Here is a 14,332-nt window from a genome sequence, read left to right as displayed (position 1 = left end):
ACAAGGCCATCCGGTCGATCGGCGAGAACCAGGTCACCGACGTCGAGCGGCCGATGCAATGCGGCATTCGCGGCGGGAACGCCGCCGCCCGGCGCGCGAGCGCCCGGCAGCCGGCGTGCCGGACCGCTTACGCGTCGCCGTCGGGCGTGCCGGATTTCAGCAGGATGTACTTCGCGATGCCGCGCAGGATGTTGACTTCCTCGCGCTCGAGACCGGTGCGTGCGAACAGGCGCCGCAGCCGCGGCATCAGCTTCTTCGGGTTGCGCGGATCGAGAAAATCGAGCGCGATCAGCGCGTTCTCGAGGTGCGCGTACATCCGCTCGATCTCATCGCTCTGCGCGAGCGTGCCGGCTTCCGCCGGCGCCTGGTGCGACGGCTCGCCCCCCTGCTCCAGGAGCGCGACGCGCAGTTCATACGCGAGCACCTGCACGGCCTGCGCGAGGTTCAGCGAGCTGTAAGCCGGATTCGCCGGGATGTGCGCGAGCGCGCTGCACTGTTCGACGTGCTCGTTCGCGAGACCCGTGCGCTCGTTGCCGAACACGAACGCGACGTCGCCGGTGCCGACCTGCGTGCACGCCTGTTCGGCGGCCGCGCGCGGCGCAAGGCGCGGCGGCCCGTATTCGCGCGTGCGGGCAGTCAGCGCGATCGACCAGTGGACGCCGGACAGTGCGTCGCCGAGCGTGGGCACGACATGCGCGGACGCGAGGACGTCATCCGCGCCGCTCGCCATCGCGATCGCTTCGGGGTCGCTCTGCACTTGCGGCACGCGTGGCGCAACCAGTACGAGCCTGGAGAAACCCATCGTCTTCAGCGCGCGGGCGGCCGCCCCGACATTGCCGGGATGGCTCGGCTCGACGAGCACGAAACGGGTGGACGTGAAGCCGCCGGACGGCGGCAGGGGCGAGGCCGTGCCCGATTCGGACGGCGCGGCGGGGTTCTGCGGGGTTTCCACTACATACGACTCGGTTCGTCAGAATGGCAGTATGGTATCGCCATCGCCCCGGCAAACCCACTCGTCCGGACGGCCAGTGGGGTTTCCCCGCATTCCGGCCACCTGAAACTCTCGAAAATCGGGTAAAATCATGCGTTTACGTGTCGCATCCCGTGCGACACGGGTCGTACCCTGCTCTTTGTCAATTCGCGTCTCATCTTGCCCGGCACGTTTGCGCCGTTCCGGGCGGTGTGTTCCACTTCGTGGCGGCCCGTGCCGCCGGCTACAGGATCCAGGCTCATGCATCCCATGCTCAACATCGCTGTCAAGGCTGCGCGCCGCGCCGGACAGATCATCAACCGTGCCTCCCTCGACCTCGACCTGATCGAGATCCGCAAGAAGCAACAGAATGACTTCGTCACCGAAGTGGACAAAGCCGCCGAAGAGGCGATCATCGAGACGCTGAAGACCGCCTACCCCGACCACGCGATCCTCGCGGAGGAATCGGGCGAATCCGAGAACGAATCCGAATTCAAGTGGATCATCGATCCGCTCGACGGCACGACCAACTTCATCCACGGCTTCCCGTACTACTGCGTGTCGATCGCGCTCGAGCACAAGGGCGTCGTCACGCAGGCCGTCATCTACGATCCGAACAAGAACGATCTGTTCACGGCCACCCGCGGCCGCGGCGCGTACCTGAACGACCGCCGCATCCGCGTCGGCCGTCGCGACCGCCTGGCGGACGCGCTGGTGGGGACCGGCTTCCCGTTCCGCGAAAAGGACGGCCTCGACGCATATGCGCGCCTGTTCACCGAAATGACGCAGGCGTGCACGGGGCTGCGCCGTCCGGGCGCGGCCGCGCTCGACCTCGCGAACGTCGCGGCCGGCCGTCTCGATGCGTTCTTCGAGCAGGGCATCAACGTGTGGGACATGGCGGCGGGCAGCCTGCTGATCACCGAAGCCGGCGGCCTCGTCGGCAACTACACGGGCGACGCCGACTTCCTGCATCGTCATGAGATCGTCGCGGCGAACCCGAAGATCTACGCACAGATGATCCCGATCCTGAACCGCTACAGCCGCGTGCATCCGGCAGCGGAGTAAATCCGGGCCGCGCCCGCGCGGCGCGGCTGACGCAGCACCGCTGCCGCCAGCACGCCGCCCCGCCCGTCTCAACACCGCCACGACTTCGTGGCGACCGTATCCGAATACTCATGTTACGGCTAAGCGAACTTAAACTCCCGCTCGACCACCCCGAGAGCGCCCTCGAGGCCGCGATCCGTGCGCGCCTCGCGGAGCTTGGCGTGCCGGCAGACGGGCTCCTCCGTTACACGGTGTTCCGCCGTGCGCACGATGCGCGCAAGCGCGCCGACATCAAGCTCACGTATATCGTCGACGTCGAAGTCAAGGACGAAGCGGCCGTGCTTCCGCGACTCGCCGGCACGCCGCATTGCGGCGTGACGCCCGACATGGCGTACCACTTCGTCACGAAGGCGCCCGAGCACGCCAACTTCCTGCGCCCCGTCGTCATCGGCATGGGGCCGTGCGGCCTGTTTGCCGGCCTGATCCTCGCGCAGATGGGTTTCCGCCCCATCATCCTCGAGCGCGGCAAGGCCGTGCGCGAGCGCACCAAGGACACCTTCGGCCTGTGGCGCAAGAGCATCCTCAATCCCGAGTCCAACGTGCAGTTTGGCGAAGGCGGGGCCGGGACGTTTTCCGACGGCAAGCTTTACAGCCAGATCAAGGATCCCCACCACTACGGCCGCAAGGTGCTCGACGAATTCGTCAAGGCCGGTGCGCCGGAAGACATCCTGTACCTGAGCCGGCCGCACATCGGCACGTTCCGCCTTGTCAGCATGGTGGAAAAGATGCGCGCGACCATCCACGAACTGGGTGGTGAAGTGCGCTTCGAAACCCGGGTCGAGGACATCGAAATCGACCAGGGCAAGGTGCGCTCGCTGACGCTGTCGAACGGCGAAACGCTCCGGTGCGATCACGTGGTGCTGGCCGTGGGCCACAGCGCGCGAGACACGTTCCAGATGCTGCACGAGCGCGGCGTGTACGTCGAAGCGAAGCCGTTCTCGCTGGGTTTCCGGATCGAACATCCGCAGGGGCTGATCGATCGCAGCCGCTTCGGCAAGTTCGCGGGTCACAAGCAACTCGGCGCGGCCGACTACAAGGTCGTCCATCACTGCAGCAACGGACGCGCGGTCTACAGCTTCTGCATGTGCCCCGGCGGCACGGTGGTCGCGGCGACCTCCGAGCCGGGCCGCGTGGTCACCAACGGCATGAGCCAGTATTCCCGCGCCGAGCGCAACGCGAATGCGGGCATCGTCGTCGGCATCACGCCGGATGACTATCCGGGCGGACCGCTTGCGGGCATCGCGTTCCAGCGCAAATGGGAAGAACGCGCGTTCGAGCTCGGTGGCGGCGATTACAGCGCCCCGGGCCAGCTGGTCGGCGATTTCATCGCGGGCCGGCCGTCGACGTCGCTCGGCTCCGTGGTGCCGTCGTACAAACCGGGCGTGCGCCCGACCGATCTCAGCACCGCGCTGCCCGACTACGTGATCGAAGCCATTCGTGAAGCGCTGCCGCAGATCGACAAGAAGATCGCCGGCTTCGCGATGCACGACGCGGTGCTCACCGGCGTGGAGACGCGCACGTCGTCCCCGATCCGGATCCGGCGCAAGGACGATTACCAGAGCGTGAACATCGAAGGGCTGTATCCGGCCGGCGAAGGCGCCGGGTATGCAGGCGGCATCTATTCGGCAGCGATCGACGGTATCGAAGTCGCGCAGGCGGTGGCGCTCGATCTGATGTCGTCGCACACGTCCTGATATTGCAGGCCGGGCTCGGCGCACGTATGCCCATGCGCCGAGTCAAGCCTGCATTTTCAATGCTTGCCCGGGGCGAGCTCCAATCGCCACATCGGGCCGACGGTCTCCGACCGTGATCTCCGGCCTTTGCGATGCGCCGCGGCCATTCAGAGGCCGATATGCCGAACACGACTGACGCCAGGCCTGATTTCGCTTTGGTACACTTGGCGCTCAAATTCTCTACGTTTCCACGCATCCATGGCCGCCGCACAGTCGGACAACGCGTCATCTGATTTCATGCCGGCTGACCTCAGGCAAAGCGTGATTACGCAGACGTTGCCGCATTCCCAGGTCGGCATCAGCCGACTGAAGACATCTCGTAGAAACATTGGCCGAACTGCGCCATATGAACTTGAAGACGCCGATCTCGTCGTGTTGCAATTGCGTGCGTTCGGCGAACAGGAATTGTGGCTTGACGGACGCGTTGCCCGCTTTGTCCCCTATGACGCAGGGACCGTCACGATTCATGACCTCGATCGCAGTTGGGTTTCCGACCTGAAGGGGGCGTTCGACTGCATCCATTTTCACCTCCCTCGCCGAACGCTGGAGGAGACAGTCGATGAAATCGGAGGCAGGCAGCGACCACAGCTTTACTTGCCGCCGCATTTGAGTGCGACGGATCCGATCATCCATCGGCTGGGCCACGCTCTGCTCCCCGCTTTAGCGCAGCCCGAGCATGCATCTCAGCTTTTTGTCGACCATGTCGCGCTCGCCTTCCAGGCGCATGTCGCGCGCCTGTATGGCGGCGTCAGCGAGCGCCGGGAGAAGTCGACCTGCAAACTCACTGCGTGGCAGGAGCGAATGGCGAAAGGACTTCTTCTCGAACACCTTACCGGGAACATATCGATTGCCGATGTGGCGAAAGCATGCGGCCTGTCTCGCGGCCATTTCGTCAAAGCCTTTCATCAGACCACCGGGTTACCGCCCCATCGCTGGCTGATCAATCAGCGCATCGAGCAAGCAATGATGTACATGCGCACGTCGTCCATGCCCCTGCAAATGATCTCGGATGCATGCGGCTTCGCCGACCAAAGCCACTTCACGAGAACATTTACGCGCGTCACCGGCGTTACACCGCGTCGTTGGCGCACGGACAACCTTTGAGGGTCGCATGAGCGACGCCTCGCTTTCGCAAGCGGGCATCTCTTTCTTGTCCGGCATGATCCGACAAGTCTTGGCGCACAAAGCTACGCCAAGACCTGCGCCACGCCGATCGATCGTCACTGCGCAGGTCGATCGCTGCGCGTGACCAGATTTCCCTTTAGTGCCGCGCTCATCGGCATGTCAAGATTCGCGCCATGTGGCGGAATAGGTGATTCAAACCATTTCGCGTACAGGCGAGTGAATTCGCCACTCTTCATGAGCCGAGTGAGCGTGCCATCGACGAGTCGCTTGAACGCCGGATCGTCTTTGCGCACCATGCATGCGTATGGCTCCACCTGCAACGCGTCTCCCGCCACGGCCCACGTACCCGGGTCGTCCGCGTTGGCCCTGAGCCCATAAAGCAGAACGTCATCGAGGGCGAGCGCTGTCGCTTTGTCGTCCGCGACGATCTTTAGTGCGTCGGCGTAGTCCTTTGTCAGCACGACTTCGGCATCGATGTGCTGCGCTTCGAGTTGGCGTCGCAGCGTTTTTTCGTTCGTACTCCCGCTGACTGTCACGACGGCCTTATGAGCGAGGTCGGCATAGTCGCCAATGCGTGACGCCCGTTTTGCCATCAGCCGCGTACCGGCATAAAAGTAATTGATCGAAAACGCGACGTCCTTGCCGCGCGCCGACGTGTTTGTCAGAGGTGGCCTCGCTCGTTCGGACAGTTTTCTGAGAGTTTTAAGTGGACCGTCCAGGGCGATCATGCTGCCGATTTGATCGCAGGCAGCGTCGCGAAGTATGCCTCATCGGGCGTCTGATCCGCCAGGCTCGAATGAGGCCGTTTGCGGTTGTACAGCTCAATGTATTGGCCAATGGAGCGCCGGGCATGGCTTACCGACTCGTAGGCTCGCAAATAAATTTCTTCGTACTTGATGCTGCGCCACACGCGCTCGACGAACACGTTGTCGCGCCAAGCACCTTTGCCGTCCATCGACAGTCGAATGCCTCGGCCCAGCACCGCCTCGGTGAATGTTCCCGCCGTGAACTGGCTGCCCTGATCGGTGTTCACGATGTCGGGGTGCCCATGGCGGGCGAACGCTTCTTCCAGCGCTTCAACGGCATGCACGGCCTCCAGCGTGATCGCCACGCGGTGCGCGAGGATCTTGCGACTGGCCCAGTCCACCACCGCCGTCAGATACACGAAGCCTCGCGCCATGGGAACGTAGGTCGTGTCGAGTGCCCAAACCTGGTTGGCCCGCTCGATCTTCATGCCGCTCAGCAGATACGGCCAGACCTTGTGCTGCGCGTTGCGCCGACTCGTGTTCGGCTTGCAGTACAGCGCCTCCACGCCCATGCGCTTCATTTGCGTGCGTACGCGGCGCCGGCCGACCTCGTAGCCTTCCCGGCGCAGCAAGCGCGCCAGCATCCGGGCACCGGCAAACGGGAACTCCAGATGCAGTTCGTCGATCCGGCGCATCAGCCGTTGATCGACTTCGCCCACAGGCCGCGCCCGGTAATACGCGCTCGATCTCGCGATACCAACCAGCCGGACTTGCTGCGAAACCGGCAACGCATGGCCACGGTCAATCATCGCTTTGCGCTCAGCAATCCCGCCTTGGTGAGCGCGCCGCTTAAAAAATCATTTTCCAGGCTGAGTTGGCCGATCTTGGCGTGCAGGGTCTTCACGTCTACCGGTGGCTCGCTAGACACCGGGCCAGCCGCACCGAACACGTCGGCCGCGCGCTCCTGCAACTGCCGTTTCCATTCTGTGATCTGGTTCGGATGCACATCGAACTGCTGCGCCAGTTCGGCCAGCGTGCGCTCGCCCTTGACAGCCGCCAGGGCCACTTTCGCTTTGAACGCCGCTGAGTGCGTGCGTCGGGTTCGTTTCGTCATTTCCTCGGTTCCTTTGCCTGCATTATCGCTGGCTCAGGCCCCGGCCGTTCCACTTATCCCGCTGTCCGATTTTGCGCGGCCACCTCTGTCGTCGACCCGCACTCCAGATCGTAGGTGCCATTGACGAGCAGCGGAATTCGATTTTGACCGGTGACCGGCACGTAAGCGACCTTCAGATCCGGTCTGCGAAGTACCTTGCGAACGTCGTCGACGATTGCTTCCGTTACGTCCATCGAAAAGCCGACGGCTTTATGCGGTGTCAGCAGATAGCTGAACGGCACGGCGGCTTCCCTGTACGAAACAACGATTTGATTGGACCGGGAGATTTTGTCCAACGTCTGCGCATTGGCGGTCATCGACGCGGCACACCCCGCGAATAATGCGGCAAGCATGGCAAAGGACGGGGATCTCATGATGCCTCTTTCACGACGTCTTCCCTGCAGAAGCTCGATTTGCCGAGCCGGCCCCGTCAGTAGCGGACCGCACGTCGTATCCCTTGCCGCGCGTCAATCAATTCCGACGTGAATTCACTTTAAGCGGAGTCGATCGCCCCCGATTGACTCAGGTCAACGGCGCAGCGGCCTCGGAACACGTGCCGGGACGGAGTTTCAGCACGACGCCACAACCCGTATCGAGATCCGGTTGGTCGACAGGCCGCCTGCCCGCCTTGGCTGATCGATAAGCGTCATGCCGGCAAGACAAGCGCCGGCGCTATCCCTTGGGACCATCCGACCGGCCAAGCCGCACGAGCCAGAATTGTTGCCGGACACGGAGTCGTATCGCGCGATCAGCTGGCCTATCGGCCAACTTCGACCGTATTCGTCAAAGCCGCTGGCAAACCTGGGCAACTCAAGCAACAACTTCATGCCGGATCTATGACCACGCTGTCGCCCGAGGCCTTTGAAGGCCACACGCCAATCATGCAGCAGTATCTGCGCCTTACCTGATAAGGCTCGGCGCACGAACCTACGCGACGACCTACGCTGGCTCTTTCGAGGATCGACCGTTACCCACCGATCACAGACATCCAGCAGGCGCTTAGATCTGCTGCTGCCCGCCATCGACGAACAGCTCGATGCCGTTCACGAAGCTCGCGTCGTCCGACGCAAGGAACAACGCAGCGCTTGCGATCTCTCCGGGCTCGCCGAGGCGCCCCATCGGGATCTGGGCAGCCAGGTAATCGGCAAGACCCTGGCGTTGGACTGCATCGTCACCGGCGAGGTCGAGCAAGCCGGGCGTGCGCGTCGCGCCCGGGCTGATTGTATTAACCCGGACGCGGCGATCCTTCAGATCGAGAATCCAGCTGCGTACGAAGGCGCGCACCGCGGCTTTCGAAGCCGAATACACGCTGAATGCGGCCGTGCCCGCGCTGCCTGCCGTTGAACCGGTAAGAATCACCGACGCCCCCTCGGCGAGCAGCGGCAACGCTTTTTGCACCGTGAAGAGCACGCCCTTCACATTGCGATCGAAGGTGTCGTCGTAGTGTTCTTCGGTGATGCTGCCAAGCGGCAGCATCGAACCGCCGCCGGCGTTGGCGAACAGCACGTCGAGACGCCCCTGTTCTTCCTTGATCTGCGCATACAGCGCGTCGAGCTCACCCAGCTTTGTGGAATCGACACGTACCCCCGTCGCGTTGCCGCCCGCTTCGCGGATGCCCTTCACTGCGGCATCTAGTTCAGCCTGACGGCGGCCGGTGAGGTAGACGTGCGCGCCTTCTGCCGCGAAACGCTGTGCGGTGGCGAGGCCGATGCCGCTGGTTGCGCCGGTAACGAGTGCAATCTTGTTGTCGAGCTTGCGTGCCATGGTGCTTCTCCTTTCGTTCGGTAAGTGGATGACTGCGTTCGGTGTTTCGTGCTGCGATGTGAGGAGAATATCGACGCCCAAGGCTTATCGAAATAGAATTGATTGCAATCAAACGTTGCAAAAATGAAAAGATGAGGGGAAATGGCGAAGCTGCCTGATTTCGAAGGACTTGCTATGTTCGCGAAGGTCGCGGAGGAAGGATCGTTCGCGGCCGCGGCGCGCGCGATGGGCGTGTCGGTGGCGACGGTCTCGCGGGGCGTCGCCCGTCTCGAAGACCGGTTGGGTGCGCGGCTCTTCAACCGCACGTCGCGCCAACTCTCGCTCACCGAGTTCGGCCGGACGATCTGCGATAAGGCCGGGGAGATCTACCGTCAGGCCGAAGAAGCAGAAAGCGCCGCGCGCGAGATGTCGGTGCAGCCGCGCGGACTGGTGCGCCTGGCTGTACCGATGTCGTTCGGGCTGCGCTGGGTCGCGCCGCTGCTGCCCGCGTTCTTTCGCGCGTATCCGGAGGTGTCGATCGACCTGCATCTTTCGGATGCGTCAGTCGATCTGGTTGCCGATGGGTTTGACGCCGCACTGCGCATTGCCGCGCTGCCTGATTCGTCGCTGGTGGCACGACGCCTGTGCCCGGTCACACAATTCGTGGTGGCGTCGCCCGCGTACCTGAAGCGCGAAGGGCGGCCCGCGCATCCGCGCGAGCTGGCGGACCGGCCATGCCTTTCATACGCATATCGCGCGCGCAGCGATTTGTGGCGCTTCACGAACGCTGCAGGCGAGGAGGAGCCGGTCAAGCCGACCGGCCCGTTGCGCGTGACGAATTCCGATGCGCTGCTGCCCACGCTGCTCGACGGCCTCGCAATTGCCGAGTTGCCCGAATTCATCGCCGCCGAATATCTGGCCGATGGCCGCCTTGAGGCGATCCTCACCGACTGGTCGCTGACGAAGGGCGGCCTTTACTTCGTCACGCCATCGGCGCGTGCACGTCCGGCGAAGGTGGCGGTGCTGTCCGATTATTTTGCGGAGCATCTCTCGGAGCCGTCATGGCGATGGCCGAAGTAACGCAGTGGCGAGGATGAGCCCACACTCTGGATGGCCGAGCATCATTGCATTGCCGCAATGATGGATCTCAAGCAATTCCATTTCGCAAATATCGCGCGCCCCGTATCGTCCTTCCCACTCACTGGACGACATCATGTCAAAGGTTATCGGCGACAACTGGCCGAATGGCGAACTTCGAGGTGTCCGGTTCGGGCCGCTGGTAAACTTGGGCAACCAAAGCAACTTTTCCCGATCACATGAGCACGCCCCCCACGGCCGCACCTGCAACCGTCACGCCAATGATGCAGCAGTACCTGCGCATCAAGGCCGATCACCCCGACACGCTCGTCTTCTACCGGATGGGCGACTTCTACGAACTGTTCTTCGAGGATGCGGAGAAAGCGGCGCGTCTGCTCGATCTAACCCTCACGCAGCGCGGCGCATCGGCCGGCACGCCGATCAAGATGGCCGGCGTCCCGCATCACGCGGTCGAACAGTATCTGGCGAAGCTCGTGAAGATGGGCGAATCGGTCGCGATCTGCGAGCAGATCGGCGACCCTGCGACGTCGAAGGGGCCGGTCGAGCGCAAGGTCGTGCGCGTCGTCACGCCCGGCACGCTGACCGACGCGGCGCTGCTGTCCGACAAGAACGACGTCTACTTGCTCGCGATGTGCGCGGGCCACAACAAGCGTGGCGTGGCGGTCAACATCGGCCTCGCGTGGCTGAACCTCGCAAGCGGCGCGCTACGGCTCGCCGAAATCGAACCCGAGCAGCTCGGCGCCGCGCTCGAACGCATCCGGCCGGCAGAGATCCTCACGGCGGACGGCGCGACCGACGCCGTGCCCGCCGGCGCCGGTGCGATCAAGCGCGTGCCGGCATGGCATTTCGATATCGCGTCGGGCACGCAGCGCCTGTGCGACCAGCTCGACGTCGCGGGCCTCGACGGCTTCGGCGCGCATTCGCTGACGAGCGCATGCGGAGCTGCCGGCGCACTGCTGCTGTACGCGGCCGCCACGCAGGGTCAGCAGCTGCGTCACGTGCGCAGCCTGAAGGTCGAGAACGAAACCGAATACATCGGGCTCGATCCGGCAACGCGCCGCAACCTCGAACTGACCGAAACGCTGCGCGGCACCGAATCGCCAACGCTGTACTCACTGCTCGACACATGCTGCACGACGATGGGCAGCCGCCTGCTGCGTCACTGGCTGCATCACCCGCCGCGCGCGTCCGTCGCCGCACAGTCACGCCAGCAAGCGATCGGCGCACTGCTCGAAGCGCCCGTGAACGCGAGCCTCGACGCCCTGCGAACCGCACTGCGCCAGATTGCGGACGTCGAACGGATCACCGGGCGTCTCGCGCTGCTGTCCGCGCGCCCGCGCGATCTGTCGAGCCTGCGCGACACGTTCGCCGCGCTGCCCGCGCTGCGCGAACGCATCGGCGCGATCGTCGCGAATGCGGATGCGCTCACGCGCATCGACGCGGCGCTCGAGCCGCCCGCCGAATGTCTCGACCTGCTGACGAGCGCGATCGCCCCAGAGCCTGCCGCAATGGTGCGCGACGGCGGCGTGATCGCGCGCGGCTACGATGCGGAGCTCGACGAGCTGCGCGACATCTCCGAGAACTGCGGGCAGTTCCTGATCGATCTCGAGGCGCGTGAGCGTACCCGCACGGGGATCGCGAACCTGCGCGTCGAATACAACAAGGTGCACGGCTTCTACATCGAGGTCACGCGCGGCCAGACCGACAAGGTGCCCGACGACTATCGCCGCCGCCAGACGCTGAAGAATGCCGAGCGCTACATCACGCCCGAACTAAAGACTTTCGAGGACAAGGCGCTGTCCGCGCAGGAACGCGCACTGGCCCGCGAGCGCGCGCTGTACGACGGCGTGCTGCAGGCACTGCTGCCGTTCATTGCCGAGTGTCAGCGCGTCGCGTCGGCGCTCGCGGAGCTCGACGTGCTCGCCGCGTTCGCCGAGCGCGCCCGCACGCTCGACTGGGTCGCACCCGCCTTCACCGACGAAATCGGCATCGAAATCGAACAGGGGCGTCACCCCGTCGTCGAAGCGCAGGTCGAGCAGTTCATCGCAAACGACTGCCGGTTCGGCGCCGAGCGCAAACTGCTGCTGATCACCGGCCCGAACATGGGCGGTAAGTCGACCTTCATGCGGCAGACGGCGCTGATCGCGCTGATGGCATACGTCGGCAGCTACGTGCCGGCGAAGTCGGCCTGCTTCGGCCCGATCGACCGGATATTCACGCGAATCGGCGCGGCGGACGACCTCGCCGGCGGCCGCTCGACCTTCATGGTCGAGATGACCGAAGCGGCTGCGATCCTGAACGACGCGACACCGCAGAGCCTCGTGCTGATGGACGAAATCGGCCGCGGCACGTCGACGTTCGACGGCCTCGCGCTCGCATGGGCCATCGCACGTCATCTGCTGGCGCAAAACGGCTGCTACACGCTGTTCGCGACGCATTACTTCGAGTTGACGCAACTGCCCGCCGAATTCCCCCAAGCCGCCAACGTCCACCTGTCGGCCGTAGAGCACGGTCACGGCATCGTGTTCCTGCACGCGGTCAACGAAGGCCCGGCGAACCAGAGCTACGGGCTGCAGGTTGCACAACTCGCGGGCGTGCCGGCACCGGTGATCCGCGCCGCGCGCAAGCATCTCGCGTATCTCGAACAACAGTCGGCCACGCAGCATACGCCGCAGCTCGACCTGTTCAGCGCGCCGCCCGCCGTGACCGACGAACTCGAATGCGCGGATGCGCCTCCACCGTCCAACATCCCGCATCCGGCACTCGAACGGCTGCGCGACATCGATCCCGACGACCTCAAGCCGCGCGACGCGCTCGACCTGCTGTACGAACTACGCACGCTCGTCCGCTCGCACGATGCCGACGGGCACGCATAAGCGCACCCCGTCGGGTTGGCCGGCCCGCGCCACCGCTGGGCTGGCCGCGGCGGTGCTCGCGCTGGCGCAGGCCGGCGCGCTGGCCGCGCCGCCCAAACGTGCCGCCGCCCCCTACTCGTTCGCGGTCGTGTCGGGCGTCATCGATACGCCGGCCGACGAGCCAGCCGCGCAACGGCTGTTCGAATCGATCGCGCGCGAGCGCAATCTGGCCTTCGTCGTCTATGCGGGCAACATCAAGGGCGCAAAGGAAGCGTGCCGCGACTCGCTGTATACGCAGCGCGGCGCGATCCTCGACGCATCTCGCGTGCCGCTCGTGTTCATTCCCGGCCACGACGACTGGGTAACCTGCAACACGGCGGCCGGCGGCAACTACGACCCGGTCGAACGTCTGGACTTCCTGCGTCAGACGCTGCTGGCCGACGCGGCACTGCCCGACCCCGGCGCGCTGCAGATCACGCGCGAAAGTGAAGTCGCCCGATTCCGGCCCTATCGCGAAAACGCGCGCTGGCTGCATGACGATGTCGTCTACGTCGCGCTGAACGCACCGGCACCGAACAACCACTATCTGACGGCCGGCGGGCGGAACGGCGAATTCGAGGACCGCATCATCGCGAACGGCTTCTGGATCGACCACGCGGCCGAATATGCGAAGCGGCACGAAGCGCGCGCGATCGTGGTGATTTTCGAAGGCGATCCGCAGTTCGATCGCTATGAGCGTGCCGAACGCTTTGCGTGGTTGCGTTTCAACCGGCCGCGCGTCCGCGACGGTTTTCGTGAACTGAAACGAACACTGGTGAAGGCGGCGGCGGTATTCCGCGGCCCGATCCTGGTGGTGCACGCGAGCAGCGAGCCGCTTGCGAACGGCTTCCTGATCGATCGCCCGCTGCATGCGGACAACGGCGTGCTGGTGGGAAATGTGACGCGTGTCGCGATCGGACCGCGTCATCCGGCGAGTCAGTGGGTGAAGGTCAACGTGTCACCGGCACGGCAGACGATCTTCAACGTGAGCGTGCAGGACGTCCCGAAGAATCTGCCGACCCCGCCCGCGCTGCCGGTCGTGCCGCGCGATAACGTCCCGCTGCCGCAGATGCCGGAGATCCCGGCCTTGCCGGCATTGCCCGACTCGTCGTCGGTCGCGCCGCCGCTTCAAGGCGACGGCACGACACCGGACGGCGCTTCGTGGCCCGCGCCGCGCCCTGCTTCAGGGCCGGCGCCCGGCCTGCCTGCCAGCTCAGTGCAGGGTACGCCCTGACGGTGCGTCGCCTTCCTCGTCCTCGTCTTCGTCCTCGTCGACGATTTCGAGGCCTTCCGCGCCATGCGCGTGCTCATGCTCGATCTCGTCTTCGGTCGCTTCGCGAACGTCCTTGACCGTCAGTGCGAAACGCAGCGCCATGCCCGCAAGCGGGTGGTTGCCGTCGAGCACGACCTTGTCCTCGGCGATGTCCGTGACCGTGTAGATCAGCGAATCCACTTCCTCGTCGCCGTCTTCCGGCGTGCCTTCGAACTGCATGCCCACTTCGATCGGCTCGGGAAAACGATCGCGCGGCTCGATCTTCACGAGTTCGGGATCGTAGTCGCCGAACGCGTCCTGCGGCTCGAGCTGAATCTGCGCCTGGTAACCGGGCTCCTGGCCGTCGAGCTGTTCCTCGATCTTGGGGAACGTGCCATCATAGCCGCCGTGCAGATAAACCATCGGCTCGTCGCTTTCCTCGATCAGATTGCCTTGCGCATCCGACAGCTTGTAAGCGACCGACACGACGGTGTTTTTTGCGATTTTCATCCAA

Annotated in this window: 10 protein-coding genes and 2 pseudogenes; 6 read left to right on the top strand and 6 right to left on the bottom strand. The window is 64.5% G+C overall.

The features are described from left to right. Positions 1-127: 127 nt before the first annotated feature. Positions 128-952 carry an RNA methyltransferase gene (locus tag WS66_RS18930; protein ID WP_059607916.1) on the bottom strand — a complete coding sequence of 275 codons (825 nt, stop codon included), beginning with the start codon at positions 950-952 and terminating at the stop codon, positions 128-130. 279 nt (positions 953-1,231) lie between these two features. Between WS66_RS18930 and WS66_RS18925 the strand changes: the two genes are divergently transcribed. From WS66_RS18925 to WS66_RS18915, 3 genes are all read left to right on the top strand, one after another. Beyond that, complete coding sequence (locus WS66_RS18925) at positions 1,232-2,035, top strand: inositol monophosphatase family protein (RefSeq protein WP_059607917.1); 804 nt, start codon at positions 1,232-1,234, stop codon at positions 2,033-2,035. Positions 2,036-2,145: 110 nt separating this feature from the next. Then, the gene (locus WS66_RS18920) at positions 2,146-3,768 is read left to right on the top strand and encodes an NAD(P)/FAD-dependent oxidoreductase (protein WP_059607918.1); all 1,623 of its coding nucleotides are present in this window, start codon (positions 2,146-2,148) and stop codon (positions 3,766-3,768) included. Positions 3,769-4,005: 237 nt separating this feature from the next. After that, positions 4,006-4,911: a helix-turn-helix transcriptional regulator gene (locus WS66_RS18915; RefSeq protein ID WP_059607919.1), complete on the top strand. Its 906-nt coding sequence runs from the start codon at positions 4,006-4,008 to the stop codon at positions 4,909-4,911. Positions 4,912-5,027: 116 nt separating this feature from the next. Here the strand turns inward: WS66_RS18915 and WS66_RS18910 are convergent. The 4 genes and pseudogenes from WS66_RS18910 to WS66_RS18890 all read right to left on the bottom strand — a co-directional run. Beyond that, positions 5,028-5,594, bottom strand: a pseudogene (locus WS66_RS18910) (transporter substrate-binding domain-containing protein); the annotation flags it as partial. Between the two features lie 62 nt (positions 5,595-5,656). Then, positions 5,657-6,792 (bottom strand): IS3 family transposase gene (locus WS66_RS18905; protein WP_442859285.1). Its coding sequence is split into 2 segments (ribosomal slippage): positions 5,657-6,528 and positions 6,528-6,792, totalling 1,137 coding nucleotides; the frame shifts between segments, so codons are not numbered across the junction. Between the two features lie 65 nt (positions 6,793-6,857). Continuing rightward, a pseudogene (locus WS66_RS18900) lies at positions 6,858-7,205 on the bottom strand (transporter substrate-binding domain-containing protein); the annotation flags it as partial. 625 nt (positions 7,206-7,830) lie between these two features. Continuing rightward, complete coding sequence (locus tag WS66_RS18890; protein ID WP_059608377.1) at positions 7,831-8,595, bottom strand: SDR family NAD(P)-dependent oxidoreductase; 765 nt, start codon at positions 8,593-8,595, stop codon at positions 7,831-7,833. Between the two features lie 141 nt (positions 8,596-8,736). Here WS66_RS18890 and WS66_RS18885 point away from each other — a divergent pair, with 141 nt between their 5' ends. The 3 genes from WS66_RS18885 to WS66_RS18875 all read left to right on the top strand — a co-directional run bounded on the left by WS66_RS18885 (position 8,737) and on the right by WS66_RS18875 (position 13,800). Then, positions 8,737-9,654, top strand: coding sequence for a LysR family transcriptional regulator (locus WS66_RS18885; protein ID WP_059608378.1), 918 nt, complete (start codon positions 8,737-8,739; stop codon positions 9,652-9,654). A gap of 236 nt (positions 9,655-9,890) precedes the next feature. Continuing rightward, positions 9,891-12,548: a DNA mismatch repair protein MutS gene (gene mutS / locus WS66_RS18880; protein WP_059608379.1), complete on the top strand. Its 2,658-nt coding sequence runs from the start codon at positions 9,891-9,893 to the stop codon at positions 12,546-12,548. Continuing rightward, on the top strand, positions 12,529-13,800 hold the full coding sequence (locus WS66_RS18875) for a hypothetical protein (protein ID WP_059608380.1): 1,272 nt from the start codon (positions 12,529-12,531) through the stop codon (positions 13,798-13,800). The genes mutS and WS66_RS18875 overlap by 20 nt, the downstream gene beginning before the upstream one ends. Here WS66_RS18875 and WS66_RS18870 read toward each other — a convergent pair. Further along, positions 13,780-14,328: an FKBP-type peptidyl-prolyl cis-trans isomerase gene (locus WS66_RS18870; RefSeq protein WP_059608381.1), complete on the bottom strand. Its 549-nt coding sequence runs from the start codon at positions 14,326-14,328 to the stop codon at positions 13,780-13,782. The genes WS66_RS18875 and WS66_RS18870 overlap by 21 nt on opposite strands. Positions 14,329-14,332: the final 4 nt, after the last annotated feature.

The sequence above is a fragment of the Burkholderia sp. LA-2-3-30-S1-D2 genome (assembly GCF_001523915.2).
Classification (GTDB): domain Bacteria; phylum Pseudomonadota; class Gammaproteobacteria; order Burkholderiales; family Burkholderiaceae; genus Burkholderia; species Burkholderia diffusa.
Note: the sequence above shows the minus strand (reverse complement) of the source record. Positions and strands in the feature narration are given on the sequence as shown.